Annotated in this window: 21 protein-coding genes; 17 read left to right on the top strand and 4 right to left on the bottom strand. The window is 59.3% G+C overall.

Annotation, left to right across the window (positions count from 1 at the left end; all coding sequences use genetic code 11):
• Positions 1 to 52 precede the first annotated feature (52 nt).
• Positions 53 to 793, bottom strand: a complete 741-nt coding sequence (locus FBX99_RS27075; RefSeq protein WP_256664135.1) for a VacJ family lipoprotein — start codon at positions 791 to 793, stop codon at positions 53 to 55.
• Between the two features lie 25 nt (positions 794 to 818).
• A complete protein-coding gene (locus FBX99_RS27070; protein ID WP_144929598.1) occupies positions 819 to 2,117 on the bottom strand; it encodes a serine/threonine protein kinase in 1,299 nt (432 codons plus the stop codon).
• Positions 2,118 to 2,489: 372 nt separating this feature from the next.
• Between FBX99_RS27070 and FBX99_RS27065 the strand changes: the two genes are divergently transcribed.
• The 3 genes from FBX99_RS27065 (at position 2,490) to FBX99_RS27055 (ending at position 5,538) form a co-directional block, all read left to right on the top strand.
• Positions 2,490 to 3,344 carry a glycine betaine ABC transporter substrate-binding protein gene (locus FBX99_RS27065; protein ID WP_144929597.1) on the top strand — a complete coding sequence of 285 codons (855 nt, stop codon included), beginning with the start codon at positions 2,490 to 2,492 and terminating at the stop codon, positions 3,342 to 3,344.
• A gap of 227 nt (positions 3,345 to 3,571) precedes the next feature.
• Positions 3,572 to 3,883: a DUF485 domain-containing protein gene (locus FBX99_RS27060; RefSeq protein ID WP_144929596.1), complete on the top strand. Its 312-nt coding sequence runs from the start codon at positions 3,572 to 3,574 to the stop codon at positions 3,881 to 3,883.
• A complete protein-coding gene (locus tag FBX99_RS27055) occupies positions 3,880 to 5,538 on the top strand; it encodes a cation acetate symporter (protein ID WP_144929595.1) in 1,659 nt (552 codons plus the stop codon). The genes FBX99_RS27060 and FBX99_RS27055 overlap by 4 nt, the downstream gene beginning before the upstream one ends.
• A gap of 178 nt (positions 5,539 to 5,716) precedes the next feature.
• Here the strand turns inward: FBX99_RS27055 and gltA are convergent, their stop codons facing one another.
• Positions 5,717 to 7,006: a citrate synthase gene (gene gltA, locus FBX99_RS27050; protein WP_047698958.1), complete on the bottom strand. Its 1,290-nt coding sequence runs from the start codon at positions 7,004 to 7,006 to the stop codon at positions 5,717 to 5,719.
• A gap of 351 nt (positions 7,007 to 7,357) precedes the next feature.
• Here gltA and sdhC point away from each other — a divergent pair, with 351 nt between their 5' ends.
• The 11 genes from sdhC to FBX99_RS26995 all read left to right on the top strand — a co-directional run bounded on the left by sdhC (position 7,358) and on the right by FBX99_RS26995 (position 21,429).
• Positions 7,358 to 7,744: a succinate dehydrogenase, cytochrome b556 subunit gene (sdhC, locus tag FBX99_RS27045; RefSeq protein WP_172679607.1), complete on the top strand. Its 387-nt coding sequence runs from the start codon at positions 7,358 to 7,360 to the stop codon at positions 7,742 to 7,744.
• Entirely contained in the window at positions 7,738 to 8,106 is a 369-nt protein-coding gene (gene sdhD / locus FBX99_RS27040; RefSeq protein WP_041024951.1) for a succinate dehydrogenase, hydrophobic membrane anchor protein, read from the top strand. Before sdhC ends, sdhD begins: the two co-directional genes overlap by 7 nt.
• Positions 8,107 to 8,109: 3 nt before the next feature.
• Positions 8,110 to 9,882: a succinate dehydrogenase flavoprotein subunit gene (gene sdhA, locus FBX99_RS27035; RefSeq protein WP_047698962.1), complete on the top strand. Its 1,773-nt coding sequence runs from the start codon at positions 8,110 to 8,112 to the stop codon at positions 9,880 to 9,882.
• Between the two features lie 11 nt (positions 9,883 to 9,893).
• Positions 9,894 to 10,598 (top strand): succinate dehydrogenase iron-sulfur subunit, encoded by a 705-nt coding sequence (locus FBX99_RS27030; RefSeq protein ID WP_039594133.1) that lies wholly within the window; start codon positions 9,894 to 9,896, stop codon positions 10,596 to 10,598.
• 261 nt (positions 10,599 to 10,859) lie between these two features.
• Entirely contained in the window at positions 10,860 to 13,691 is a 2,832-nt protein-coding gene (locus FBX99_RS27025; RefSeq protein WP_144929594.1) for a 2-oxoglutarate dehydrogenase E1 component, read from the top strand.
• Between the two features lie 42 nt (positions 13,692 to 13,733).
• Positions 13,734 to 14,957 carry a 2-oxoglutarate dehydrogenase complex dihydrolipoyllysine-residue succinyltransferase gene (gene odhB / locus FBX99_RS27020; protein ID WP_145133521.1) on the top strand — a complete coding sequence of 408 codons (1,224 nt, stop codon included), beginning with the start codon at positions 13,734 to 13,736 and terminating at the stop codon, positions 14,955 to 14,957.
• A gap of 104 nt (positions 14,958 to 15,061) precedes the next feature.
• Entirely contained in the window at positions 15,062 to 16,498 is a 1,437-nt protein-coding gene (lpdA, locus tag FBX99_RS27015) for a dihydrolipoyl dehydrogenase (RefSeq protein ID WP_144929592.1), read from the top strand.
• A gap of 197 nt (positions 16,499 to 16,695) precedes the next feature.
• Positions 16,696 to 17,862, top strand: a complete 1,167-nt coding sequence (gene sucC / locus FBX99_RS27010; RefSeq protein ID WP_003179235.1) for an ADP-forming succinate--CoA ligase subunit beta — start codon at positions 16,696 to 16,698, stop codon at positions 17,860 to 17,862.
• Positions 17,862 to 18,746 (top strand): succinate--CoA ligase subunit alpha, encoded by an 885-nt coding sequence (sucD, locus tag FBX99_RS27005; RefSeq protein WP_047698970.1) that lies wholly within the window; start codon positions 17,862 to 17,864, stop codon positions 18,744 to 18,746. Before sucC ends, sucD begins: the two co-directional genes overlap by 1 nt.
• 378 nt (positions 18,747 to 19,124) lie before the next feature.
• Positions 19,125 to 20,438, top strand: coding sequence for a branched-chain amino acid transport system II carrier protein (gene brnQ / locus FBX99_RS27000; RefSeq protein WP_145133519.1), 1,314 nt, complete (start codon positions 19,125 to 19,127; stop codon positions 20,436 to 20,438).
• 253 nt (positions 20,439 to 20,691) lie between these two features.
• Positions 20,692 to 21,429, top strand: a complete 738-nt coding sequence (locus FBX99_RS26995; RefSeq protein WP_055127355.1) for a DUF599 domain-containing protein — start codon at positions 20,692 to 20,694, stop codon at positions 21,427 to 21,429.
• Positions 21,430 to 21,502: 73 nt separating this feature from the next.
• Here the strand turns inward: FBX99_RS26995 and FBX99_RS26990 are convergent, their stop codons facing one another.
• The gene (locus FBX99_RS26990) at positions 21,503 to 21,754 is read right to left on the bottom strand and encodes a hypothetical protein (RefSeq protein ID WP_144929589.1); all 252 of its coding nucleotides are present in this window, start codon (positions 21,752 to 21,754) and stop codon (positions 21,503 to 21,505) included.
• Positions 21,755 to 21,910: 156 nt separating this feature from the next.
• Here FBX99_RS26990 and FBX99_RS26985 point away from each other — a divergent pair, with 156 nt between their 5' ends.
• From FBX99_RS26985 to htpG, 3 genes are all read left to right on the top strand, one after another.
• Positions 21,911 to 22,387, top strand: coding sequence for a PaaI family thioesterase (locus FBX99_RS26985; RefSeq protein ID WP_144929588.1), 477 nt, complete (start codon positions 21,911 to 21,913; stop codon positions 22,385 to 22,387).
• Positions 22,384 to 22,845: a PaaI family thioesterase gene (locus tag FBX99_RS26980; RefSeq protein WP_144929587.1), complete on the top strand. Its 462-nt coding sequence runs from the start codon at positions 22,384 to 22,386 to the stop codon at positions 22,843 to 22,845. Before FBX99_RS26985 ends, FBX99_RS26980 begins: the two co-directional genes overlap by 4 nt.
• An 86-nt stretch (positions 22,846 to 22,931) precedes the next feature.
• Positions 22,932 to 24,836, top strand: coding sequence for a molecular chaperone HtpG (htpG, locus tag FBX99_RS26975; protein WP_144929586.1), 1,905 nt, complete (start codon positions 22,932 to 22,934; stop codon positions 24,834 to 24,836).
• Positions 24,837 to 24,954: the final 118 nt, after the last annotated feature.

The raw sequence follows: 24,954 nt of genomic DNA, 5'->3' as shown, positions 1-24,954 counted from the left end.
TGCCTGACACAATGTCTTCGCGAGCAAGCCCGCTCCCACAGTGGTTTTCAGGCTACTCGGCAATCTGCAACTTGCGCGACTCCGTATACACGTAGCGCACCTTTTCATACTCGAACGGCGAGTTCAGCTGGCCATAGCGGAAGCTGGTCTGATAGCGCTTGTCCACCCCGCGCAGGAGCAGCAGTTCCGGGTGGTTGGCACTGACTTCTGAGACGTTCAGGAAGTTGATCGCCGACTCGGCCGTGTAGTCCACCAGCAACCCTGAAGTGTCCCGCAGGTTGGACGGACCGAAGATCGGCAGTACGAAGTAGGCGCCGGCCGGCACGCCGTAGAAGCCCAGGGTCTGGCCGAAGTCTTCGCTCTGGCGCGGCAGGCCCATGGCGGTGGCGGGATCCCACAGGCCGGCAACGCCGATGGTGGTGTTGAGCAGCAGTCGCGCCGTGGTCTCCATCGAGCGCTTGCCCTTGAATTGCAGCAGGCTGTTCATCAGGTTCGGCACGTCACCCAGGTTGTTGAAGAAGTTGCTGACGCCGGTGCGCACGAAGCTCGGGGTGACGTAGCGGTAGCCATCGACCACGGGCAGGAATACCCATTGGTCGAAACGGTAGTTGAAGTGATAGACGCGACGGTTCCAGGATTCGAGCGGGTCATAGACGTTCAACGCATTGAGGGTCGAACGCTCGAATTCGCGCTGGTCCAGCCCCGGGTTGAACTTGAGCCTGGTCAGCGGTTCCTTGAAGCCGTCGGCATCCACGGTGGCCTTGTCATCGGCGTGAACCACGCCCGCACCCATTAACGCAGCGATAAGCAGGAGGTATTTAGCCACGGAAGAACTCCAGCATGGCGTCGCTGTTGACGCGGTAATTGAGGTTGCCGCAATGGCCGCCCAGTGGATACACCGTCAGGCGATCGCCAAAGGTCTTGCGCAGGAAACCCAGGTCGCCGGGGCCGAGGATGACGTCGTCGGCGTTGTGCATCACGGCGATCTTCGAGCTTTCATGCAGGTAATCCTTCAGGGCGTAAAGGCTGACCTGGTCGACCAGTTGCAGCAGGCTGCCGCCATCGGTCCGCGCGCGCCACATCGGGATCACTTGCTCAGTCAGGTAACAGTCGAAATCGCACTGCAGCGCACGCTTGAGAAACGGCGTCAGGCTGGTGCTTTCGGTGATCGGGAACTTGGGCGGGGTAATCAGGCCGCGACGGTTGATCAGGTCCGAAGTGAAGGCAATATCGGCCGCCGAGAAACGGAACGAGGTGCCGATCAGCATCGCCATCTGTTCGTTGCTCAGGTGTTGCTTGGACTGCTGGAAGTCATAAAGGAGGGCATCGTTGAGGTCGATGTAGCCTTTTTGCTGGAAGTAGCGGGTCAACTTGTTCAGCACCACTTCATAGAACGTCGTGGTGCTGTTGATGCCCTTGACCTGGGTCTGGACCAGTTTGTCCAGGTTGGTGACCGAGGTGTAGAGGTTCACCGGCGGATTCAGCAACAGCACTTTCTTGAAGTTGAAGCTGCGCCGGGTTTCGTCCAGGTGCGCGACGAAGGCTGCGTCCAGCGCGCCGAGGCTGTAGCCGGTGAGGTAGTACTCGGTCACCGGCACCTTGGGGTTCTGCGCGCGCACGGCTTGCATGACCCGGTACATGTCTTCGGCATCTTCCTTGGTGATACCCGGGGTGGCGAAGCGCGAGGCGGAGCTCATGAAGTCGAAACTGGTGGGCGATGACAACTGCACCACGTGGTAGCCGGCCTTATAGTAGAGGCGCTTGAGGTATTCGTTGAGGGTGCTGTCGTACCGTGCACCGGTACCGGCGATCAGGAAGATCAGCGGTGCCGGCTTGTCCTGGGTGGCCATGCGGTAGGTGAGGCTTTTCACCGGCCAGAAGTTGTCCGGCAGGATGAACTCACGTTCCGGGCGCAAGGTTACGCTGTGGTCCGCCTGGTTGATATCCTCGATCAAGGGCAGCTCGGGGCGCAGGTCGGGCGGGGTGGTCGCGATGGTCGCCTCGAACGGGTTGGTCAAGGGGTAGCCATAACTGGCGGCGTCGATATCCACCGCCAGCGCGGACGCACTCGGGATAAGGCCGCCGATGAGGGCAGCGAAGCGCAAGGAACGGAGCATGACTGGATCCCTTAGAGGATGATGCCGAATGAGGTTCGCAGGCTATGACCACTGAAGCGAAGCCAAGTGCCATGACCGGCACGAAACAGCTGCGAGTGGGGGGGCGATAGCATCGGGACGATACACGGAGTGGTGGTTGGTGGCTAGTTGCCTACACTTGTCGTGGATGGCGTTCTGATGTCGCTCTTCGCTGTATCAATGTCGCTAACAGATCAGGTTCCGGATCGTCGCAGGTTGATGATCGTTCCATCAGTACTCCACTGATGTTCGAACTGGTTTGGCAGGCGAGCGTGATGGGGGCGCTGAGCACCATAACAATACGTTGACGTCGCTCGGCATTCGTCGGGCGCAGCACTTTCGGGGAAGTACACGATGAAGATGCGACGACTCATGGGCGCAGGTGCCGCACTGGTACTGGCGATCAGCTCCACACTGGCTAGCGCCGAAACCAAAACCCTGAGCATCGGCTACGTTGACGGCTGGTCCGACAGCGTCGCGACGACTCACGTGGCGGCGGAAGTCATCCAGCAGAAGCTTGGTTATGACGTGAAGCTGCAAGCGGTGGCGACCGGGATCATGTGGCAGGGCGTGGCCACCGGCAAGCTCGATGCCATGCTTTCGGCCTGGTTGCCAGTGACTCACGGCGATTACTGGGCGAAGAACAAGGACCAGGTAGTCGATTACGGCCCCAACTTCAAAGACGCGAAGATCGGCCTGATCGTGCCGGAGTACGTCAAGGCTCAGTCCGTAGCCGATCTCAAGACCGATGAAAGCTTCAAGAACCGCATTGTTGGCATCGACGCCGGTTCAGGCGTGATGCTCAAGACCGAACAGGCGATCAAGGACTACGACCTGACCGGTTATCAACTCAAGGCCAGTTCCGGCGCCGGCATGATTGCCGAGCTGACCCGTGCCGAGAAAAAGAACGAATCCATCGCCGTTACCGGTTGGGTGCCGCACTGGATGTTCGCCAAGTGGAAACTGCGCTTCCTGGAAGACCCGAAAGGCGTCTATGGCGCGGCTGAAACCGTGAACAGCATCGGCAGCAAGGAATTGGCGACCAAAGCACCGGAAGTCGCTGAGTTCCTGAAGAAATTCCAATGGGCCTCGAAGGACGAAATCGGCGAAGTCATGCTGGCTATCCAAGAGGGTGCCAAGCCTGAAGCTGCTGCCAAGGACTGGGTCGCCAAGCACCCGGATCGTGTGAAGGAGTGGACTGGCAAGTAATCTGCCTGATCCAGTGATTCCGAAAGCCGCATGACGTCGTGTCATGCGGTTTTTTTTATGCCCGCGTAATTCTCAAGCCTTGCACTGACCCTTGTGGGAGCGATGGTTTTTGCTGAAAACTGGCAAAACCGTCATGTCGTTCTAATACTAAGGTCGTCTGGAACCTGGCCTTGAGCCGCATAGAGTAGAGTCGTTCCAACTTAAATTGTGCTGCGAGGATAAAAACAATGAACGACAGCATTTACCTCTCGATTCAAAACAGCCCGCGCTTCAAGGAGCTGGTGAGAAAAAGAGAAAGGTTCGCCTGGATTCTTTCGGCGATCATGCTAGGGCTGTACTCCGGATTCATTCTACTGATCGCCTACGGGCCGCACATTCTCGGGGCCAGGATCACGCCCGATTCGACGATGACCTGGGGCATTCCCATCGGTGTCGGCCTGATTGTCTCGGCATTCATCCTGACTGGCATCTACGTGCGACGCGCCAACGGCGAGTTCGATGAGCTGAACAATGCGATCCTCAAGGAGGCTCAACAATGATCCGGCGTCTACTGGCTCTATTGAGCATCGCAGCGTTCGCCCCGGGTGCCTGGGCGGCTGAGGCCCTGACCGGGGCCGTGCAGAAACAACCCCTCAACGTCTCCGCCATCGTCATGTTCGTGGCGTTTGTCGGCTTGACCCTGGGCATCACCTACTGGGCGTCCAAGCGTAGCAAGTCGGCCAGCGACTACTATGCGGCCGGCGGCCGGATCACCGGTTTCCAGAACGGCCTGGCCATTGCCGGTGACTACATGTCGGCGGCGTCCTTCCTGGGGATTTCCGCGCTGGTATTCGCGTCGGGCTACGACGGCTTGATCTACTCCATCGGCTTCCTGGTGGGCTGGCCGATCATCCTGTTCCTGATCGCCGAGCGCCTGCGTAACCTGGGTAAATACACCTTTGCCGACGTGGCGTCCTATCGTCTGGGGCAAAAGCAGATCCGTACCTTGTCCGCCAGCGGTTCGCTGGTGGTGGTGGCGTTCTACCTGATCGCGCAGATGGTCGGCGCCGGCAAGCTGATCCAGCTGCTGTTCGGCCTGGACTACCACGTTGCGGTGGTGCTGGTGGGTATCCTGATGTGTCTGTATGTGCTGTTCGGCGGCATGCTGGCGACCACCTGGGTACAGATCATCAAGGCCGTGCTGTTACTGTCGGGTGCTTCGTTCATGGCGCTGATGGTGATGAAGCACGTCAACTTCGACTTCAACATGCTGTTTGCCGAAGCGGTCAAGGTTCACCCTAAAGGTGAGGCGATCATGAGTCCTGGCGGTCTGGTGAAGGATCCGGTCTCGGCCTTCTCCCTGGGCCTGGCCCTGATGTTCGGTACTGCTGGCCTGCCGCACATCCTGATGCGCTTCTTCACCGTGAGTGATGCCAAGGAAGCACGCAAGAGCGTGCTGTATGCCACTGGCTTCATCGGTTACTTCTACATCCTGACCTTCATCATCGGCTTCGGCGCGATCCTGCTGGTCAGCACCAACCCGGCCTTCAAGGACGCGGCAGGTGCCTTGCTGGGCGGTAACAACATGGCTGCGGTGCACCTGGCCAACGCCGTCGGCGGCAGCGTCTTCCTGGGCTTCATCTCGGCCGTGGCGTTTGCCACCATCCTGGCGGTTGTGGCAGGCCTGACCCTGGCCGGCGCCTCGGCGGTGTCCCATGACCTGTATGCCAGTGTGATCAAGAAAGGCAAGGCCAACGAGAAGGACGAGATCCGCGTTTCGAAAATCACCACCATCGCCCTGGCGGTGCTGGCGATCGCTCTGGGCATTCTGTTCGAGAAGCAGAACATCGCGTTCATGGTAGGCCTGGCGTTCTCTATCGCGGCGAGCTGCAACTTCCCGGTGCTGCTGCTTTCGATGTACTGGAAGAAACTGACCACCCGCGGCGCCATGATTGGCGGCTGGCTGGGCCTGGTCAGTGCCGTGGGTCTGATGATCCTGGGCCCGACCATCTGGGTACAGATCATGGGTCACGAGAAGCCGATCTACCCGTACGAGTACCCAGCGCTGTTCTCGATGGCCATTGCCTTCGTCGGCATCTGGTTCTTCTCCATCACCGACAAGTCGGCTGAAGCCGAGAACGAGCGGGCGCTGTTCTTCCCGCAGTTCGTGCGTTCGCAGACTGGTCTGGGGGCGAGTGGGGCGGTTAACCATTAAACGGCAGTGGCGAGTTGCAAGCGTCAAGCTGCAAGTTAGAAGCGGTACCGCGTAGAAAAATACCCCAGTCGAGAGGCTGGGGTATTTTTTTAGCTTGCAGCTTGCAGCTTGCAGCTCACTAAACCCCAGCCAAAAAAAACGGCCTCATCAAGAGGCCGTTTCTTTTTTTGGCTGGGGTTTAGTGCCGATCTTCCAGCTTGGTGATGTCGCGCGACTCGTAGCCGGTGTACAGCTGGCGTGGACGGCCGATCTTGTACGGGCTGGAGAGCATTTCCTTCCAGTGGGAGATCCAGCCGACGGTCCGCGCCAGGGCGAAGATCACGGTGAACATGCTGGTTGGAATGCCGATCGCCTTGAGGATGATCCCCGAGTAGAAGTCGACGTTCGGGTACAGCGAGCGTTCGATGAAGTACGGATCGGTCAGGGCGATCTCTTCCAGGCGCATGGCCAGTTCAAGCTGCGGATCGTTCTTGATCCCCAGTTCCTTGAGCACTTCGTCGCAGGTCTGCTTCATGACGGTGGCGCGTGGGTCGCGGTTCTTGTAGACCCGGTGACCGAAGCCCATCAGCTTGAACGGATCGTTCTTGTCCTTGGCCTTGGCGATGAACTTGTCGATGTTCGAGACATCGCCGATTTCATCGAGCATGGTCAGTACCGCTTCGTTGGCGCCGCCGTGGGCCGGGCCCCAGAGTGCGGCGATACCGGCGGCGATACAGGCGAACGGGTTGGCACCCGACGAGCCGGCCAGGCGCACGGTGGACGTGGAGGCGTTCTGCTCGTGGTCGGCATGGAGGATGAAGATCCGGTCCATGGCCTTGGCGAGCACCGGGCTGATCGGTTTGATCTCGCACGGGGTGTTGAACATCATGTGCAGGAAGTTTTCCGCGTACGACAGGTCGTTGCGCGGGTACATCATGGGTTGGCCCATGGAGTACTTGTAGACCATCGCCGCCAGGGTCGGCATCTTCGCCACCAGGCGGACCGCGGAAATTTCGCGATGCTGGGGGTTATTGATGTCCAGGGAGTCGTGGTAGAAGGCCGAGAGAGCACCGACAACGCCGCACATGACGGCCATCGGGTGGGCGTCGCGACGGAACCCGTTGAAGAAGGACTTCAGCTGCTCGTGAACCATGGTGTGGTTTTTCACGGTGCTGACGAACTGGGCCTTTTGTTCTGCGGTCGGAAGCTCGCCGTTGAGCAGCAGGTAGCAGGTTTCCAGGTAGTCCGATTTTTCAGCCAGTTGCTCGATCGGGTAGCCGCGGTGCAGCAGGATGCCGTTGTCGCCGTCGATATAGGTGATCTTCGACTCGCACGAAGCGGTCGACATGAACCCTGGGTCGAAGGTGAAGCGGCCCGTGGCCGTCAGGCCGCGAACGTCGATTACATCGGGACCAACGGTGCCGGTTAAAATGGGCAGCTCGACGGGGGCTGCGCCCTCGATGATCAACTGCGCTTTTTTGTCAGCCATGTGGCCTCCTATTAATGCTTGGAATCATCAGACAGACCCCCCACGCAGGGCCCGCACCACTATAGTGAGATAAATCCGAATGTCAATTTGCCTAAAGTCTTGCTCCAGAAGGCTTTAACCGGACTTTTTCCTCGAAATTACCTGCCGTTTACGCCTTTTGCCGCTGTTGTGCAATGCGCCATCAGTGGAAGGTGAACGCGTTGTCATTAGTAACCTAACTGTCTATACTCGGCAGCCGACCGCCAGGGGCTTTTGGGCCAGCTTTGCTGGGGGTCGTCACTCCCTGGGTGGTGAGTACCTGACCAGTGCGCGCCGCAACAACTTTGCCCTGATTCTTAGGGGCTCTTCAGTGTGAAAAAAGCCGTGAAAAGCCAACGACCTGTAAACCTAGACCTAAGGACCATCAAACTCCCAGTCACTGCTTACACGTCCATTCTTCACCGTATCTCCGGTGTCATCCTCTTTGTCAGCCTGGCCATCATGCTCTATGCATTGGACAAGTCGCTCGACTCGGAAGAAGGCTTCGGTCAGGTGAAGGCGTGTCTGACCAGTCCGCTAGCCAAGCTAGTGATTTGGGGCATCCTGTCCGCCTTGCTGTATCACCTGGTTGCCGGTGTGCGCCACTTGATCATGGACATGGGCATCGGTGAGACGCTGGAAGGCGGCAAGCTGGGCTCGAAAATCGTTATCGCCGTTTCCGTGGTGGTAATCGTTCTGGCAGGAGTCTGGATATGGTAACCAACGTCACGAATCTCTCGCGTTCGGGCCTCTATGACTGGATGGCGCAGCGCGTGTCTGCGGTCGTTCTCGCGGCTTATTTCATTTTCCTGATCGGATATGTCGTCGCCAACCCAGGCCTTGGCTATGCCCAATGGCATGAACTGTTCGCAAGCAACTGGATGCGTATTTTCAGTCTGCTGGCCCTCGTCGCACTGGGCGCTCACGCCTGGGTCGGCATGTGGACCATCGCCACCGACTACCTGACGCCGATGGCGTTCGGCAAGTCGGCGACTGCCGTACGTTTCCTCTTCCAGGCGGTATGCGGCGTTGCGATGTTCGCTTACTTCGTCTGGGGTGTGCAGATTCTCTGGGGTATCTGATCCATGGCTAACATTCCAACGATTTCTTTCGACGCCATCATCATTGGCGGCGGCGGTGCCGGCATGCGCGCAGCGCTGCAACTGGCCCAGGGCGGTCACAAGACTGCCGTGATCACCAAGGTCTTCCCGACCCGTTCGCACACTGTTTCCGCCCAGGGCGGCATCACCTGCGCCATCGCTTCGGCCGACCCGAACGATGACTGGCGCTGGCACATGTACGATACCGTCAAGGGTTCCGACTACATCGGTGACCAGGACGCTATCGAGTATATGTGTCAGGAAGGCCCGGCCGCGGTGTTCGAACTGGACCACATGGGCCTGCCGTTCTCCCGTACCGAAACCGGCCGGATCTACCAGCGTCCATTCGGCGGCCAGTCCAAGGACTACGGCAAGGGCGGGCAGGCTGCACGTACCTGCGCGGCATCGGACCGTACTGGTCACGCGCTGCTGCACACTCTGTACCAGGGCAACCTGAAAGCCGGTACCACGTTCCTGAACGAGTACTATGCCGTAGACCTGGTGAAGAACCAGGACGGCGCCTTCGTCGGTGTGATCGCGATCTGCATCGAAACCGGCGAAACCACCTACATCCGCTCGAAAGCCACCGTACTGGCGACCGGCGGCGCAGGCCGTATCTATGCGTCCACCACCAACGCCCTGATCAACACCGGTGACGGTGTCGGCATGGCCCTGCGTGCTGGCGTGCCGGTACAAGACATTGAAATGTGGCAGTTCCATCCGACCGGCATCGCCGGCGCCGGTGTATTGGTCACCGAAGGTTGCCGCGGTGAAGGCGGTTACCTGATCAACAAGCACGGCGAGCGTTTCATGGAGCGTTATGCTCCGAACGCCAAGGACCTTGCCGGTCGTGACGTGGTGGCGCGTTCGATGGTCAAGGAAATCATCGCCGGTAACGGCTGTGGCCCGAATGGCGACCACGTGATGCTCAAACTCGACCACCTGGGCGAGGAAGTGTTGCACAGCCGTCTGCCAGGCATCTGCGAACTGTCGAAGACCTTCGCCCACGTCGACCCGGTCGTTGCTCCGGTTCCAGTGGTTCCAACCTGCCACTATATGATGGGCGGCGTTGCCACCAACATTCATGGTCAGGCGATCACCCAGAACGCCGAAGGCGTGGACGAAATCATCCCTGGCCTGTTCGCAGTGGGTGAAGTGGCGTGCGTATCGGTTCACGGTGCCAACCGCCTGGGCGGCAACTCGCTGCTCGACCTGGTGGTCTTCGGCCGCGCTGCCGGCCTGCACCTGGAAAAGGCGCTGACCGACGGTATCGAGTACGACGACGCTACCGAAGCCGATATCAATGCGGCCCTGTCGCGCCTGAACGCCCTGAACAACCGTACCGATGGCGAAGACGTGGCCACCCTGCGTCGCGAGCTGCAAAGCTGCATGCAGAACTACTTCGGTGTATTCCGTACCGGCGAATACATGCAGAAGGGTATTGCCCAGCTGGCAGAACTGCGTGAACGAATTGCCAATGTGAAGATCAACGATAAGTCACAGGCGTTCAACACTGCCCGTATCGAAGCGCTGGAACTGCAGAACCTGCTGGAAGTGGCCGAAGCCACCGCCATCGCCGCAGAAGTGCGCAAAGAGTCCCGTGGTGCTCACGCCCGCGAAGACTATGAAGACCGTGACGACGAAAACTGGCTGTGCCACACCTTGTACTTCCCGGGTGAAAAACGCGTCGCCAAGCGTGCCGTGAACTTCTCGCCGAAGACTGTTCCGACTTTCGAACCTAAAGTCCGGACTTATTAAGGGTGACCGCCATGTTGCAAGTCAGTGTTTATCGCTACAACCCTGATCAGGACGCTGCGCCGTTCATGCAGGATTTCCAGGTCGATACCGGTGGTAAGGACCTGATGGTGCTGGACGTGCTGGCCCTGATCAAGGAGCAGGACGAAGGTTTCTCCTATCGTCGCTCCTGCCGCGAGGGCGTTTGCGGCTCCGACGGCATGAACATCAACGGCAAGAACGGCCTGGCCTGCATCACGCCACTGTCGGCCGTTGTAAAAGGCAACAAGCTGATCGTTCGTCCACTGCCAGGTTTGCCGGTTATCCGTGACCTGGTCGTCGATATGAGCATCTTCTACAAGCAATACGAGAAGGTGAAGCCATTCCTGCAGAACGACACGCCGGCTCCGGCCATCGAGCGTCTGCAGTCCCCGGAAGAGCGTGAGAAGCTCGACGGTCTGTACGAGTGCATCCTGTGCGCTTGCTGCTCGACCTCGTGCCCATCCTTCTGGTGGAACCCGGACAAGTTCCTGGGCCCGGCCGCCCTGCTGCAAGCGTACCGCTTCCTGGCAGACAGCCGTGACACCAAGACGTCCGAGCGTCTGGCCGCACTGGATGACCCGTTCAGCGTATTCCGCTGCCGCGGGATCATGAACTGCGTCAACGTCTGCCCGAAAGGCCTGAACCCGACTAAGGCCATCGGTCACGTACGTAACATGCTGCTGCAAAACGGCGTGTGATTCAGCTGCTGTACCCGTAGAACCGCTGTACCCGTAGAGGCTAAGGCGCGGGCTTCAACCCGCGTCGTAGCATAACCAGAACAGCCGCTCACAAAGCGGCGGTTCTTATTTTGAAGAAATGAGACAAGCAGGGGCATCCGGGCTGGTACCCGGACTATCAGCGTGATCCTAAGTGGCTTGTTTTAGTCGCTGCACTCGGACTTCTGCAAGTTTGCTCGGTGTTTTCGCCGATGGTGTTCCCCTAATCGAGGGTGACCAAGCATGCAAGAAAGCGTGATGCAGCGCATGTGGAACAGTGCCCACCTCTCCGGTGGTAACGCTGCCTATGTGGAAGAGCTCTACGAGCTCTACCTGCACGACCCTAACGCTGTGCCAGAAGAATGGCGCACCTATTTTCAGAAGTTGCCGGCTGACGGTAACTCTGCCACCGATGTTTCGCACTCGACGATTCGCGATCATTTCGTGCTGCTGGCAAAGAACCAGCGCCGCGCTCAACCGGTCTCCGCCGGCAGCGTGAGCAGCGAACACGAGAAGAAGCAAGTTGAAGTACTGCGACTGATCCAGGCCTACAGGATGCGAGGCCACCAGGCAGCCCAGCTGGACCCGCTGGGGCTGTGGCAGCGTCCTGCACCTGCAGACCTGTCGATCACTCACTACGGCTTGACCAATGCCGATCTTGATACGACCTTCCGTGCCGGCGACCTGTTCATCGGCAAAGAGGAAGCGAGCCTACGTGAAATTCACGAAGCGTTGCAGCAGACATATTGCCGCACCATTGGCGCTGAGTTCACGCACATCACCGATTCCGAGCAACGCCAGTGGTTCCAGCAGCGTCTGGAAAGCGTTCGTGGCCGTCCGACGTACTCCGCCGACATTAAAAGCCACCTGCTTGAGCGCGTGACTGCCGGTGAAGGCCTGGAGAAGTACCTGGGCACCAAGTACCCGGGCACCAAGCGTTTCGGCCTGGAAGGCGGCGAGAGCCTGATTCCGATGCTGGACGAGCTGATCCAGCGTTCCGGTTCGTACGGCACCAAGGAAGTGGTCATCGGCATGGCCCACCGTGGCCGTCTCAACGTGCTGGTCAACACCTTCGGCAAGAACCCGCGCGAGCTGTTCGACGAGTTCGAAGGCAAGAAGAAGGTCGAGCTGGGTTCCGGTGACGTGAAATACCACCAGGGCTTCTCGTCCAACGTCATGACCACCGGTGGCGAAGTCCACCTGGCGATGGCGTTCAACCCGTCCCACCTGGAGATCGTTTCCCCGGTGGTCGAAGGTTCGGTTCGCGCCCGTCAGGATCGTCGCAACGACCCTACCGGCGAGAAGGTACTGCCGATCTCCATCCACGGTGACGCGGCGTTCGCCGGTCAGGGCGTGGTCATGGAAACCTTCCAGATGTCCCAGACCCGCGGTTTCAAGACCGGCGGTACGGTGCACATCGTCATCAACAACCAGGTCGGCTTCACCATCAGCAACCCGCTGGACTCGCGTTCCACCGAGTACGCCACCGACGTCGCGAAAATGATCCAGGCGCCGATCCTCCATGTGAATGGTGATGATCCGGAAGCCGTGCTGTTCGTGACCCAGCTGGCCATCGACTACCGCATGCAGTTCAAGCGTGACGTGGTGATCGACCTGGTCTGCTACCGTCGTCGCGGCCACAACGAAGCGGACGAGCCAAGCGGCACCCAGCCGCTGATGTACCAGCAGATCACCAAGCAGCGCACCACCCGCGAGCTGTATGCCGATCGCTTGATCCAGGGAGGCGTACTGGATGCCGAGCGCGTCCAGGCCAAGGTCGATGAGTACCGCAATGCGCTGGACGACGGTCTGCACGTGGTGAAAAGCCTGGTCAAGGAACCGAACAAAGAGCTGTTCGTGGACTGGCGCCCATACCTGGGTCACGCCTGGACTGCACGTCACGACACGCGCTTCGACCTCAAGACCTTGCAGGAGTTGTCCGCCAAGCTGCTGGAAATCCCGGAAGGCTTCGTGGTTCAGCGCCAGGTTGCGAAGATCTACGAAGACCGTCAGAAGATGCAAGCCGGCGGCCTGCCGATCAACTGGGGTTATGCCGAAACCATGGCATACGCGACTCTGGCGTTCGAAGGTCACCCGATCCGCATGACCGGCCAGGACATCGGCCGCGGTACGTTCTCGCACCGTCATGCCGTCCTGCACAACCAGAAAGACGCCAGCACCTACATCCCGCTGAAGAACCTGTACAAGGGCCAGCCGCTGTTCGATCTGTACGACTCCTTCCTGTCGGAAGAAGCCGTACTGGCATTCGAATACGGTTACTCGACCACCACGCCGAACGCGCTGGTGATCTGGGAAGCCCAGTTCGGTGACTTCGCCAACGGTGCGCAGGTAGTCATCGACCAGTTCATCACCAGTGGCGAGCACAAGTGGGGTCGTCTCTGCGGCCTGACCATGTTGCTGCCGCACGGCTACGAAGGCCAAGGCCCCGAACACTCCTCGGCACGTCTTGAGCGCTACCTGCAACTGTGCGCCGAGCACAACATCCAGGTGTGCATGCCTACTACCCCGGCACAGATCTACCACTTGCTGCGCCGCCAGGTGATTCGTCCGCTGCGCAAGCCTCTGGTCGTGCTGACGCCGAAGTCGTTGCTGCGCCACAAGCTGGCCGTTTCGACGCTCGAAGACCTGGCCGACGGTTCGTTCCAGACCGTTATCCCGGAAATCGATGCCCTGGACCCGAAAAAGGTCGAGCGCATTGTTCTGTGCAGCGGCAAGGTCTACTACGACCTGCTGGAAAAACGCCGTGCCGAAGGCCGTGAAGATATCGCCATCGTGCGTATCGAGCAGCTGTACCCATTCCCTGAGGACGACTTGAAGGAAGTCCTGGCGCCTTACACCAATGCCAAAGCGGCTGTCTGGTGTCAGGAAGAGCCGATGAACCAGGGCGCGTGGTACTGCAGCCAACACCACCTGCGTCGCAGCATCAGCAACCTCAACAAGTCGCTCGTACTCGAATACGCGGGCCGTGAGGCTTCTGCTGCACCTGCATGTGGTTACGCGTCGATGCACGCCGAGCAGCAGGAACAACTGCTGCAAGATGCCTTTACCGTTTAACGCCTTCGCGCACCTGAAACCGAATTTAAGGAACCCAAGATAATGGCTATCGAGATCAAAGCCCCCACTTTCCCGGAATCGGTTGCCGATGGCACCGTTGCCACCTGGCACAAGCAACCGGGCGAGGCGGTCAAGCGTGACGAACTGATCGTCGACATCGAGACCGACAAGGTCGTGCTGGAAGTCCTGGCGACCGCCGACGGCGTGCTGGGCGCCATCGTCAAGAACGAAGGCGATACCGTCCTGTCCGACGAAGTGCTGGGCTCGATCGTTGAAGGCGGCGCTGCTGCCGCTGCTCCTGCCGCCGCGGCTGCTCCTGCTGCTGCACAGGCTGCTGCTCCAGCTACCGATGGCGAAGACGATCCGGTTGCTGCGCCTGCTGCCCGCAAGATCGCTGAAGAGAACGGCATCAACATCGCTTCCGTTGCCGGCACCGGCAAGGGTGGTCGTGTGACCAAGGAAGACGTGGTTGCCGCTGTGGCCGCCAAGAAAGCCGCTCCAGCCGCTGCTCCGTCCAAGCCTGCCGCGCCAGCTGCCGCCGCTCCGGTGTTCGCTGCCGGTGATCGCGTTGAAAAACGCGTTCCGATGACCCGCCTGCGTGCCAAAGTAGCCGAGCGTCTGGTCGAAGCCCAGTCGAACATGGCGATGCTGACCACCTTCAACGAAGTCGACATGACCGAAGTCATGGCACTGCGTTCGAAGTACAAGGACCTGTTCGAGAAGAGCCACAACGGCGTACGCCTGGGCTTCATGTCGTTCTTCGTCAAGGCTGCCACCGAAGCGCTGAAACGCTTCCCGGCCGTCAATGCGTCGATCGACGGTTCCGACATCGTCTACCACGGTTATGCCGACATCGGTGTGGCTGTTTCCAGCGATCGTGGTCTGGTGGTTCCGGTCCTGCGTAACGCCGAGCTGATGAGCCTGGCCGAAATCGAAGGCGGCATCGCCACCTTCGGCAAGAAGGCCCGTGACGGCAAGCTGTCCATCGAAGAGATGACCGGCGGTACGTTCACCATCACCAACGGTGGTACATTCGGTTCGATGATGTCGACTCCGATCGTCAACCCGCCACAAGCGGCGATCCTGGGGATGCACAACATCATCCAGCGTCCGATGGCAATCAACGGTCAAGTCGTGATTCGTCCGATGATGTACCTGGCACTGTCCTACGATCACCGTCTGATCGACGGTAAAGAAGCCGTGACGTTCCTGGTGACCATCAAGAACCTGCTTGAAGATCCGGCTCGCCTGCTCCTGGATATTTAAAAAGCAGCTGCAAGCTGCAAGCGACCAGCCTCAAGCCCACCGCGGGCGAGGTTGTAGCTTGTAGCTTGCAGCTTGTAGCTTGCAGCTAAAAGGGAACCTTTTTTATGACTCAGAAATTCGACGTGGTAGTGATTGGTGCGGGCCCTGGTGGCTACGTAGCGGCCATCAAGGCTGCGCAACTGGGCCTTACCACTGCCTGCATCGAGAAATACACCGATGGCGAGGGCAAGCTGGCCCTCGGCGGTACCTGCCTGAACGTCGGTTGCATTCCATCCAAGGCGCTGCTGGACAGCTCCTGGAAATACAAGGAAGCGAAAGAAAGCTTCAACGTTCACGGCATCTCCACCGGCGAAGTCAAAATGGACGTCGCAACGATGGTTGGTCGCAAGGCGGGTATCGTCAAGAACCTGACCAGCGGTGTTGCCACTCTGTTCAAGGCCAACGGCGTGACCTCGATCCAGGGCCACGGCAAGCTGCTGCTGGGCAAGAAAGTCGAAGTGACCAAGCCGGACGGTTCGGTTGAAGTGATCGAAGCCGAGAACGTCATCCTGGCGCCAGGCTCGCGTCCGATCGACATTCCGCCGGCTCCGGTCGACCAGAACGTGATCGTCGATTCCACTGGCGCCCTGGAATTCCAGAGCGTACCAAAACGCCTGGGCGTGATCGGCGCCGGCGTGATCGGCCTGGAGCTGGGTTCGGTATGGTCGCGCCTGGGTGCGCAAGTGACCGTGCTCGAAGCCCTCGAAACCTTCCTGGTAGCGGCTGACGCCGCGGTTTCCAAAGAAGCGTTCAAGACCCTCACCAAGCAAGGCCTGGACATCAAGCTAGGCGCTCGTGTGACCGGTTCCAAGGTCAACGGCGAAGAAGTCGTGGTCAGCTACACCGACGCCAACGGCGAACAGACCATCACCTTCGACAAGCTGATCGTTGCGGTCGGCCGTCGCCCGGTGACCACCGACCTGTTGGCTGCCGATTGCGGCGTGAACCTGGACGAGCGTGGTTTCATCGCGGTCGATGATCATTGCGCAACCGACGTACCAGGCGTCTACGCCATCGGTGACGTGGTTCGCGGCATGATGCTGGCCCACAAGGCGTCCGAAGAAGGCATCATGGTCGTCGAGCGCATCAAGGGCCACAAGGCCCAGATGAACTACGACCTGATCCCATCGGTGATCTACACCCACCCGGAAATTGCATGGGTCGGTAAAACCGAGCAGGCCTTGAAAGCCGAAGGCGTCGAGGTTAACGTCGGCACTTTCCCGTTCGCCGCCAGTGGCCGTGCCATGGCAGCCAACGATACCGGCGGTTTCGTGAAAGTCATCGCCGATGCCAAGACGGATCGCGTATTGGGCGTTCACGTCATTGGCCCGAGCGCTGCCGAGCTGGTACAGCAAGGCGCGATCGCGATGGAATTCGGCACCAGCGCTGAAGACCTGGGCATGATGGTCTTCTCCCATCCGACCCTGTCCGAAGCCTTGCACGAAGCGGCCCTGGCCGTAAATGGCGGCGCCATCCACGTGGCCAACCGCAAGAAGCGTTAAGAAATAATAAGAAACCACGGCGGTTCGGCCCGTCGTGAGCCTTGCGCGCAAGACTCACCGCGGAATGTCCGCTGGACGCAGTCTTGCGTAGCTCTACCGGTTGACCGGAAGGCTACGCAAGCAGCAGTCACAGGTGGTGCGGCACTGAAAACGGTGCAGCACCGAATGCGCAGTACCTAACGAAGACGGTAATAAGCATGAATCTTCACGAGTATCAGGGTAAGCAGCTGTTCGCTGAGTACGGCCTGCCAGTATCCACAGGCTACGCGGTAGACACCCCGGAAGCAGCAGCAGAAGCTTGCGACAAAATCGGCGGCAGCGAATGGGTTGTCAAAGCCCAGGTTCACGCCGGTGGTCGCGGTAAAGCGGGCGGCGTCAAGCTGGTTCGCAGCAAAGAAGACGCCAAAGCCTTCGCACAGCAGTGGCTGGGCAAGCGTCTGGTGACCTACCAGACTGACGCCAACGGTCAGCCAGTCACCAAGATCCTGGTTGAATCGTGCACTGATATCGCTAAAGAGCTGTACCTGGGCGCGGTCGTTGACCGTTCGAGCCGCCGTATCGTGTTCATGGCCTCCACCGAAGGTGGCGTGGACATCGAGAAAATCGCTCACGATACCCCTGAGAAAATCCTCAAGGCCACCATCGATCCACTGGTTGGCGCTCAGCCATTCCAGGGTCGCGAACTGGCATTCCAGCTGGGCCTGGAAGGCAAGCAGGTCACTCAATTCGCCAAGATCTTCGTAGGTCTGGCCAAGCTGTTCCAGGACCACGATCTGGCACTGCTGGAAGTGAACCCGCTGGTGATCAAGGCCGACGGCGACCTGCACTGCCTCGATGCCAAGATCAACATCGACGCCAACGCCATGTACCGTCAGCCTAAGCTGAAGACTTTCCACGATCCGTCGCAAGACGATCCGCGCGAAGCGCACGCTGCCAAGTTCGAACTGAACTACGTAGCCCTGGAAGGCAACATCGGCTGCATGGTCAACGGTGCCGGCCTGGCGATGGGTACCATGGACATCGTCAACCTGCATGGCGGCAAGCCAGCCAACTTCCTCGACGTAGGTGGCGGTGCTACCAAGGAACGCGTTACCGAAGCGTTCAAGATCATCCTGTCCGACACCAACGTCGCAGCAGTATTGGTCAACATCTTCGGCGGCATCGTTCGCTGCGACATGATTGCCGAAGGCATCATCGGCGCCGTGAAAGAAGTTGGCGTGAAAATCCCGGTTGTTGTTCGCCTCGAAGGCAACAACGCTGAGCTGGGCGCTAAAGTACTGGCAGAAAGCGGTTTGAACATCATCGCTGCTACCAGCCTGACCGACGCTGCTCAACAAGTCGTTAAAGCTGCGGAGGGCAAATAATGAGCGTCCTGATCAACAAAGACACCAAGGTTATCTGCCAGGGCATTACCGGTTCGCAAGGTAGTTTCCACACCCAGCAAGCCATCGAATACGGCACCAAGATGGTGGGCGGCGTAACTCCAGGCAAGGGCGGCACCGAGCACCTGGGCCTGCCCGTGTTCAACACCGTCAAGGACGCTGTTGCAGCTACTGGCGCCACCGCCAGCGTGATCTACGTTCCAGCACCGTTCTGCAAGGACTCCATCCTTGAAGCAGCGTTCGGCGGCATCAAGCTGATCGTCTGCATCACCGAAGGCATCCCGACCATTGACATGCTGGAAGCCAAGGTCAAGTGCGACGAGCTGGGTATCACCCTGATCGGCCCTAACTGCCCAGGCGTGATCACCCCAGGCGAATGCAAGATCGGCATCATGCCAGGTCACATCCATTTGCCAGGCAAGGTCGGTATCGTTTCCCGTTCCGGCACCCTGACCTACGAAGCCGTGAAGCAGACCACTGACGCCGGTTTCGGTCAGTCGACTTGCGTCGGCATCGGCGGTGACCCGATCCCGGGCTCGAACTTCATCGACATCCTGAAGCTGTTCCAGGAAGACCCGAAGACCGAAGCGATCGTGATGATCGGTGAGATCGGCGGTTCGGCTGAAGAAGAAGCGGCTGCCTTCATCAAGGCCAACGTGACCAAGCCGGTTGTTTCCTACATCGCAGGTGTGACTGCTCCTCCGGGCAAGCGCATGGGCCATGCTGGCGCAATCATCTCTGGCGGCAAAGGTACTGCAGACGAGAAGTTCGCTGCACTGCAAGACGCAGGCGTGAAAACCGTGCGTTCGCTGGCAGACATCGGCAAGGCCTTGGCTGAGCTGACTGGCTGGGAAATGAAGAAGTAAGCTACGGCTGACTGATTCGCTCCAGCACAAAGGCCACCTTCGGGTGGCCTTTGTCGTTTCTGGCCGCCATGTTTGTGGTTGTAGGACTTCTTGTGGCGAGGGGATAAATCCCCTTGCCACAAAGCCTTCTCATTTCTGAGGAAACGCATGGTTGGAAAAAAAGATATGTAAACGCGACACGGAAATGTCGTGTATCGGATAGTTCGCCCCGTAACAGTGCGTTTGTGCTTCGAATTGGTTAGGCTGGCAGCCATTTTGCGACCGCTGCCCACAAGGACGCGACGCGCTAAACGGGTCGATCCCATACGGATCGGCAGCATTTCCCTCACCCATGGGAAATCCCTCTCTAAATTCCGATTCAGTAGTGTGGTTTCCTTAATGAAAGTGTTGAAAGGCCAGGACATCCTGGCGCTTGGTTTCATGACATTTGCCCTGTTCGTCGGGGCCGGCAACATCATCTTCCCACCTATCGTCGGTTTGCAGTCCGGGCCCCATGTCTGGATGGCGGCGCTGGGCTTCCTGATCACGGCGGTCGGGCTGCCAGTGATCACCGTGGTCGCCCTGGCGAAAGTCGGCGGGGCGATGGATGCCTTGAGCAGCCCCATCGGCAAGCTCGCCGGCGGTCTGCTGGCGGCGGTCTGCTACCTGGCCGTCGGCCCGCTGTTCGCCACGCCGCGTACCGCCACCGTCTCGTTCGAAGTCGGCCTGGCGCCGCTGACCGGCGAAAGCCCGCTGGCGCTGTTCCTCTATAGCGCCGTGTATTTCCTGCTGGTGTTCTTCATCTCGCTCTACCCGGGCCGATTGCTGGACACCGTTGGACGTTTCCTCGCGCCGTTGAAGATCATCGCCCTGGCCGTGCTGGGGATTGCTGCGTTTGCCTTGCCCGCCGGCGGCATCGGCGTGGCCACGCCGGAGTATGTTGCGGCGCCGTTCTCCCAGGGCTTCATCAACGGATATCTGACCATGGATACCCTGGGTGCCCTGGTGTTCGGCATTGTCATCGTCAACGCGATCCGCTCCCGGGGCGTCGAATCGCCGGCCTTGATCACCCGCTATGCAATCATTGCCGGGTTGATCGCCGGGGTTGGCCTGGCGCTGGTTTATATCAGCCTGTTCCGCCTGGGCTCGGGCAGCCACGAAGTGGCACTTGGCGCGACCAATGGCGCTGCGGTGCTGCATGCCTACGTGCAGCACACCTTCGGCAGCCTGGGCAGCGGTTTCCTCGCCGTGCTGATCTCCCTGGCCTGTCTGGTGACCGCGGTGGGCCTGACCTGCGCCTGTGCCGAATATTTCAGTCGCGTCCTGCCCCTGTCCTACAAGACGCTGGTGGTGATCCTGGCCGCGTTTTCGTTGCTGGTGTCCAATCTCGGCCTGACCAAACTGATCGCCTTCTCGATCCCGGTCCTGACCGCAATCTACCCGCCATGCATCGCCCTGGTGGCCCTGAGCTTCTGCAAGGACTTCTGGCATGAACAGGGGCGCATCGTCGGCCCGGTGATGCTGGTGTCGTTCCTGTTTGGCCTGGTCGACGCGCTCAAGGGCGCGGGACTGGCGGACTGGATGCCGGCGCAGTTGGCTCATCTGCCGCTGAGCGAGCAAGGGCTGGCCTGGCTGGTGCCATCGGTCATGACCCTGGCCGTGGCCGTGGTGTGTGATCGCCTGCTGGGCAAGCGCAGCGAAGCACTGGCCTAAGCTTTATCGGTAAACACTGAAATGCCCCGTATCAATCGATACGGGGCATTTTTTTTGGATGCAGTGTCTTTTGCCATGGGCTAACGTCGAAGCAGTGTCCTGAAAGGTTCACGCAGAATCTGTGGGGGCGGGCTTGCTCGCGAATGCGGAGTGTCAGCGACAGGTAGGCTGCCTGACACACCGCTTCGCGAGCAAGCCCGCTCCCACAGGGACGCTGTAAGCCGCTCCATGTTCTTTTCACCCAAGGAATTGCATGTCATTCATCCAAGCCAACCTGACCCATCTCCTGGCCGCTGTCTGGTTCATCATCTGCTGGGGCGGCTACACCCGTTATGCCACGTGGAAGGCGCGAGACACGGCCTGTCTTGCCAGCGTGATGCACTTGTATCGCGAGGACTGGATGCGCCGCATGCTGCTGCGCGAGAATCGTATCGCCGATGCCAGTGTGATCGGTAACCTGGAGCGTAACGCGTCATTCTTTGCCTCCAGCACATTGATCATCCTGGCCGGTATCCTGACCGTCCTCGGCGCGTCCGATCGCGCGGTGTCCTTGTTGGCGGACCTGCCGCTGGTGCAGCAGGCTTCCCAAGGCCTGGCCGAAGTCAAGCTGTTGTGCCTGGCGTTGGTGTTCGTATACGCGTTCTTCACGTTCAGTTGGTGCATGCGCCAATACAACTTTGCCGCAGTCCTGGTGGGCTCGGCGCCGATGATCGGCGAGCGGCATGTCTCGGAGCAGGAGCGCAAGGCCTTTGCGCTGCGGGCCGCGCGAGTTATCTCGATGGCCGCCAACCAGTTCAACTTTGGCCTGCGCTCTTATTATTTCGGCATGACCATGTTGGCGTGGTTTGTCAGCCCCTGGTTATTCATGTTGATGAGTGCCGGGGTAGTGTTTGTGCTCTATCAACGCGAGTTTCATTCCGATGTACTGGACGTCATGGTCTATACCCCGACGGAAGTACCGGCTCCCGAAGTCGTCAAGGACACGGTATGACACCATGCCCGGCTGAATCATAGGTAAAAGAAAACCCGCACCAGGCGGGTTTTCTTTTGTCGCTGAACCTGGATCAGTTGGTTTTAGGCGCGGTAGCAGGGGCTTGTTCCTGCGCGGCGGCTTTGTCCGCTTCTGCCTTATCTTTGGCAGCTTCGGCGTTTTGTGTCGCCGCTTCGTTCACTTTATCCTGTGCTTCGTTCATTTTTTCCTGAGCTTGCTCAGAGTGTTGTGCGGCATCTTGAGCTTTGTCCTCGGATTTCTTATCGCAGGCAGCGAGACCGAGGGAGGCGGCCAACATCAAGGCAATAGCTAAAGTCTTACGCATGCGGTGTTTCTCCTTATGGAAATAACTACTGGCCGTTTGAGCAATCCACCTCGGGTTAAGTTCCTCTTTTGCGACAGATATATAACTTTGCTGTGCAATGGAACTTTATGAGTCGCGTCTGGTTATCAGGCCCCGTTACTGACAAGAGCATCACACATGGCCGAAGCCCCCGTTTTTGAGCGCGCGACGCGTTTTCTGTCCGCGCTGAGACATTGCCAGGTGCTGGGCCTGGAGTTGCACAGCGCCAGCCAAGATGGATTGACCCTGGTGCTGCCTTTCAGTCCCCGGATCGTGGGTAACCCGCTTACCGGCGTCCTCCATGGTGGGGCGTTGACGTCATTGATGGACACGGCTTGCGGCATGTCCACCCTCTGCGTGTTGCCGGAGTTCGAGGTCTGTCCGACCCTGGACCTGCGCATCGACTACATGCACGCTGCCGAGCCGAACAAGGATGTCTATGGCTTCGCGCAGTGCTATCGGGTGACGCCGGATGTGATTTTCACCCGTGGTTTCGCCTATCAGGACGATCCTGCTCAACCCATCGCCCATGTGGTGGGGACTTTCATGCGTCTGGGCCAGCATGCCAGGGGGCTGACGAAAGGTGGCTCGATGGCTGCCAGGAGCACGCCATGACCGACATTACCCGGGAATACCTGCGCCAGGCCTGCGAGCAGGGCGACCCTGCGCGGCTGCTGGCCGCGATTCCCTATGCCCAGCTCATCGGCGCCGAATGCACACGCCAGGGCGATGACCTGATCTTTCGCCTGCCGGCCAACAAGGACAACATTGGTAACCCTTTACTGCCGGCGATCCATGGCGGCGTCATTGCCGGCTTCATGGAGTTGGCGGCGGCCGTTCATCTGTTGATTGCCACCCGCACGCCAGGTGTGCCGAAGATTATCGATTTCTCCCTGGATTACCTGCGCGCCGGGCAATTTCGCGACACGTATGCCCGGTGCCAGGTCTGGCGTCAGGGGCGACGAGTGGCCAACGTTGCCATCACTGCCTGGCAAGGCGTGGAAGCCGAGCCGATCGCCACCGCACGGGCGCATTTCAAGATCCAGGAGCCTGCAAAGCCGGATCACTCTTGAAATCCCCATCGCTGCCCCCACCTTGAGGACATCCCGCCGCCATCTCAGCGAGGCGGACACCACCATCCACTTGGAGTTTGATGACCATGAGCGTGGAAACTCAAAAGGAAACCCTGGGCTTCCAGACCGAGGTGAAGCAACTGCTGCACCTGATGATTCACTCGCTGTATTCGAATAAGGAAATTTTCCTTCGCGAGCTGATTTCAAACGCCTCCGATGCTGTCGACAAATTGCGTTTCGAAGCCCTGTCCAAGCCCGAATTGCTGGAAGGCGGCGCTGAACTGAAGATCCGTGTGAGTTTCGACAAGGACGCCAAGACCGTCACCCTCGAAGACAACGGCATCGGCATGAGCCGCGAAGAGGTGATCACGCACCTGGGCACCATCGCCAAGTCCGGCACTGCCGACTTCATGAAAAACCTGTCGGGCGACCAGAAGAAGGATTCCCACCTGATCGGTCAGTTCGGCGTCGGCTTCTATTCCGCGTTCATCGTTGCCGAACAGGTCGAAGTATTCAGCCGCCGTGCCGGCCTCGCTGCGAGCGAAGGCGTGCACTGGTCGTCCAAGGGCGAGGGCGAGTTTGAAGTCGCCACCATCGACAAGGCTGATCGCGGTACCCGCATCGTGCTGCACCTGAAGTCCGGCGAGGACGAATTCGCCGATGGCTGGCGTCTGCGCAACATCATCAAGAAGTACTCCGACCATATCGCGTTGCCGATCGAGCTGCCGAAGCAAGTCAGCGCCGCCGAAGGCGAAGAAAAGCCCGAAGTGGAATGGGAAACCGTCAACCGCGCCAGCGCCCTGTGGACTCGCCCACGCACCGAGGTGAAGGACGAGGAATACCAGGAGTTCTACAAGCACATCGCCCACGATTATGAGAACCCGTTGAGCTGGAGCCATAACAAGGTCGAAGGCAAGCTGGAATACAACTCGCTGCTGTACGTGCCGGCCCGCGCCCCGTTCGACCTGTATCAGCGTGAAGCACCCCGTGGCTTGAAGCTGTACGTGCAGCGGGTGTTCGTGATGGACCAGGCCGAATCGTTCCTGCCGCTGTACCTGCGCTTCATCAAGGGCGTGGTGGATTCCAACGATTTGTCGCTGAACGTTTCGCGGGAAATCCTGCAGAAAGATCCGATCATCGATTCCATGAAGTCGGCGCTGACCAAGCGTGTCCTGGACATGCTGGAAAAACTGGCGAAGAGCGAGCCTGAGCAGTACAAGAGCTTCTGGAAGAATTTCGGCCAGGTGATGAAGGAAGGTCCGGCCGAGGACTTCGCCAACAAGGAGAAGATCGCTGGCCTGCTGCGCTTTGCGTCGACCCAGGGTGACGATGGCGAGCAGATCGTCGGCCTGGCCGATTACCTGGCCCGCGCCAAGGAAGGTCAGGACAAGATCTACTACCTGACCGGTGAAACTTATGCACAGGTCAAGAACAGCCCGCACCTGGAAGTCTTCCGCAAGAAAGGCATCGAAGTGCTGTTGCTGACCGACCGTATCGATGAGTGGCTGATGAGCTACCTCAACGAGTTCGACGGCAAGAGCTTCGTCGATGTGGCCCGTGGCGACCTGGACCTCGGCAACCTGGATTCGGAAGAAGACAAGAAAGCCGCCGAAGAAGTCGCCAAGAGCAAGGAAGGCCTGGTGGAGCGAATCAAGACAGCCCTGGGCGACGCCGTCAGCGAAGTGCGTGTCTCGCACCGCCTGACCGACTCCCCGGCGATCCTCGCCATCGGTGAACAGGACCTTGGCCTGCAAATGCGCCAGATCCTGGAAGCCAGTGGCCAGAAAGTCCCGGATTCCAAGCCGATTTTCGAGTTCAACCCGGCGCACCCGCTGGTGGAAAAACTCGATAACGAGCAGAGCGAAGAGCGCTTCGGCGACCTGTCGCACATCCTGTTCGACCAGGCGGCCCTGGCGGCTGGCGACAGCCTGAAGGACCCGGCGGCCTATGTGCGTCGCCTGAACAAGTTGCTGGTTGAGCTGTCAGCTTGATGAGCTAAGGAAAACCCCGCTTCGGCGTAATGCTGTTCACTTAAGCATTTGAGTCCAAGCCGGGCTTTCTAGAAAATCCGATACCAGTCCTCTGGTATCGGATTTTTTATGCCCATTC

The organism is Pseudomonas sp. SJZ074, from assembly GCF_007828215.1.
Lineage (GTDB): Bacteria > Pseudomonadota > Gammaproteobacteria > Pseudomonadales > Pseudomonadaceae > Aquipseudomonas.
This window is presented reverse-complemented; position numbering and strand designations above follow the sequence as displayed.